The 2,953-nt window shown below is 62.9% G+C and carries 4 protein-coding genes and 1 pseudogene; 1 reads left to right on the forward strand and 4 read right to left on the reverse strand.

Annotated features, from left to right (window positions below):
* On the reverse strand, window positions 1–546 hold a 546-nt coding region (locus AC5DC2_RS22125; RefSeq protein WP_491700049.1), incomplete at its 3' end, for a DUF1403 family protein.
* Window positions 547–692: 146 nt separating this feature from the next.
* On the opposite strand from AC5DC2_RS22125, the gene AC5DC2_RS22130 reads away from it, so the two are divergent.
* Window positions 693–1,772: a tyrosine-type recombinase/integrase gene (locus tag AC5DC2_RS22130; RefSeq protein ID WP_491700046.1), complete on the forward strand. Its 1,080-nt coding sequence runs from the start codon at window positions 693–695 to the stop codon at window positions 1,770–1,772.
* Window positions 1,773–1,991: 219 nt separating this feature from the next.
* On the opposite strand, the gene AC5DC2_RS22135 is transcribed toward AC5DC2_RS22130, so the two are convergent.
* The 3 genes and pseudogenes from AC5DC2_RS22135 to AC5DC2_RS22145 form a co-directional block, all read right to left on the reverse strand.
* Window positions 1,992–2,423, reverse strand: coding sequence for a type II toxin-antitoxin system VapC family toxin (locus AC5DC2_RS22135; protein ID WP_491700047.1), 432 nt, complete (start codon window positions 2,421–2,423; stop codon window positions 1,992–1,994).
* Window positions 2,423–2,665 (reverse strand): type II toxin-antitoxin system Phd/YefM family antitoxin, encoded by a 243-nt coding sequence (locus tag AC5DC2_RS22140; protein WP_491700048.1) that lies wholly within the window; start codon window positions 2,663–2,665, stop codon window positions 2,423–2,425. Before AC5DC2_RS22140 ends, AC5DC2_RS22135 begins: the two co-directional genes overlap by 1 nt.
* A 100-nt stretch (window positions 2,666–2,765) precedes the next feature.
* Window positions 2,766–2,953 (reverse strand): annotated as a pseudogene (locus AC5DC2_RS22145) (plasmid replication protein RepC); the annotation flags it as partial.

The raw sequence follows: 2,953 nt of genomic DNA on the forward strand, positions 1-2,953 counted from the left end.
CATGTCGGCCATCGCCCAGGCCAAAGGTTCGGCATCCGGTCGGATGGCGAGGATTGCGGTCACAAGGTCGGCGACCACGAAGGGAACGGCGCGACCGGACTGGAGTGCGGCTTCCGCCAGCTCCAGGATCGACGCGAGATCATCATTCCAAGCGATCCCCATGAGGTCGGCAAGATCTTCGACCTGTTTCACGGAAAAACCGGGTTTTCGGGCGGCGAGCCTTTTGTAGGCCAGAAACATCTTGCCCGCGGGACCGGGATCGTCGCCTGCGGCGGTGAGCAGGACGGCGTCGCGCAGCGCCGCCTCGTCCTCGTTGCGGCCGGTCAGGCGGACGGCGGCGGCGGCGCATTTCAGGGCCTGGCGATTCCGCCAGCAGCCGGCCCAGGCGGGTTCGGACCGGACGAGATCATCCAGCGATTTCAGAGCGATACCAGCCGAGAAGGCGGCATCGGCTTCGGTGGCATCACGCCCGCGCGGGCGAACCCAGCCCGGCATGGCGGCGGTGAGCATGACTGTGTTGGTAGGTGTGGCGGCGCGCGATTCCATGGCGATGAAGCTACAGGATAAGAGCGGTTCATGCCAGAGAAATCGCATATAACCGCACGGCTTGTCCTTTCCGTATTATGATTGATAATCTTGCATTATCGTTCATAATACTCATTATAGAGAAAAACCCCATTCTGAGGCCCTCAATGCCCGAAAACGACGTCGATCCGCACGCCAGCCCGTCTCTCGGCACGAGCGCCGCTTATGAATTGCAGCCGTCGGGGACGTCGGGCGCAGTGACGGGTCATCTCGCGCCGCTGTTCGAACGCGCCCGCGGTTACGTCGACGCCTCGAGCGCGGCCAACACGCGGCGCGCCTATGCCGCCGACTGGGCGCATTTCTCGAGCTGGTGCCGGCGCAAGGGGCTTGCGACCCTGCCGCCGGATGCACAGACCGTCGGGCTCTACATCACGGCGCTCGCCTCCGGCGAAGCGGCCCCGCGGGCAAAGCCAAGCGCGGTCTCCACCATCGAGCGGCGGCTGTCGGCGATCGCGTGGAACTATGCGCAGCGCGGTCTCACGCTTGATCGCCGCGACCGCCACATAACCACGGTGCTGGCCGGCATCCGCAATCGTCATGCGGCCCCGCAGCGCCAGAAGGAGGCGATCCTGCCCGAGGAACTGATCGCCATGGTCGAAACGCTCGACCGGGGAACGCTCCGCGGCCTGCGCGATCGCGCCATGCTGCTGATGGGGTTTGCCGGCGGGTTGCGCCGCTCGGAGATCGTCGCGCTCGATTGCGGGCGCGACCAGACCGATGACGGAAACGGCTGGATCGAAATCCTCGACAAGGGCATGCTGGTGACGCTGCGCGGCAAGACCGGCTGGCGCGAGGTGGAGGTCGGCCGCGGCTCCTCCGATCTCACCTGCCCGGTCCATGCCGTGGAAACCTGGCTGAAGCTCGGCAGGATCGGCCACGGCCCGCTGTTCCGCCGCGTCACCGGCAAGGGCAAGGCCGTCGGTCCCGAACGGCTAAGGGACCAGGAGATTGCCCGCCTCATCAAGAAGACCGTTCTTGCCGCCGGCATTCGCGGCGAGCTGCCCGAGGCCGAAAGGATAAAACTGTTCTCCGGTCATTCGCTGCGCGCCGGCCTTGCATCCTCGGCCGAAGTCGATGAGCGCTACGTCCAGAAACAGCTCGGCCATGCATCGGCCGAAATGACAAGGCGCTATCAGCGCAGGCGCGACCGGTTCCGCGTCAATCTCACCAAGGCAGCGGGGCTGTAATCTGCTCTACTCCGTCAAGAGTCCCACAGCGAAATCAAATTCAGCGTAAGCGGCAATCGAACCTATTGAGGCTTGGAAGCGCCACGGCATAAGCCCGTTGATCGCGCTGCTTGGCCAGCCGTCATCGAGCGCGCTGGGGCCATCAATCAGGAACCGCTGGTCAACGCGCATCGGCTTAGACGATGGTCGCCTTTTGCTCGCTCCGCCAACAAAGGCGTTTCAACCCGGCAGCGACTGAAACGGATCATGCACCGGAACGCCAAGCGGTGCGAAATGGCGGAGATTGCGGGTCAGGATCGTCAACCCGTGGGCCTTTGCAGTCGCGGCGATGGCGATATCGGCAAAGCCCGGCTGATGGGCGCGGGCGGCATCGAGGATTTCGCCTGCGGCATGGGCACAGCGAAGATCAAATGGCAGGATTTTCTCGCCATAAAGATATTCGATGCTCTGCCACCACGCCTGCAAGCGCTCTGCCTTCGTCGTCGATTGTTCCCGTTCCGCCTTGGCAATCCCGGCGCGCACCTCGGCAGCCGTTACCGTGGACAAGAAAAGCGCATCGCTTGCCCTGTCAAGCCACCCGATCAGCTCCACCTCGCCTCCGCGTTTCGACGGTGCAAGTGCCGAAATGACATTGGTATCGACGAGATACATCAAAACGCGACATCGCGTCCGGGTTCATCACTGCGCTCGGCAATCGTATCGTCCTCGCCTGGATAGGCAGCCAGAAGCCGGCCAAAACTGGGCACATGCGCGAGTTTTTCGTATTCCTCGTAGGACAAGACGACCACTTCCTTGCGACCGCGCCGCGTGATCACCGACGGCGTGCCGTGCACGGCCTGATCGACAACAGCAGAAAACGTCGCCTTTGCATCTCTGAGCTGAATTTCCCTCATTATCGTAATCCTATTTCGTAACCACTGTAGTCATACATAGTTCGTCACCAGCGTTTTCACAAGCGATGCTGCCGTCAGATGGCGACGGTTTGCCTGTTCATCATCGCGGCTTCTTCAATGAGCGTGCCAAAGCGGGCGAAATCGAGAGACCGTCATCGCCGGCGCGCTCCCCTGCCCCGTCGTCATCGGGTTTTGGCGTCTGCGTGGCGTTCCCGGCCTCGATCCTTGCCCTTAACAGCGCCATGACCATCGGCCAGACGGAGAACTGGCCATCTCTCGCCCGTTCCG

The sequence above is a fragment of the Martelella sp. genome (genome assembly GCF_984369615.1).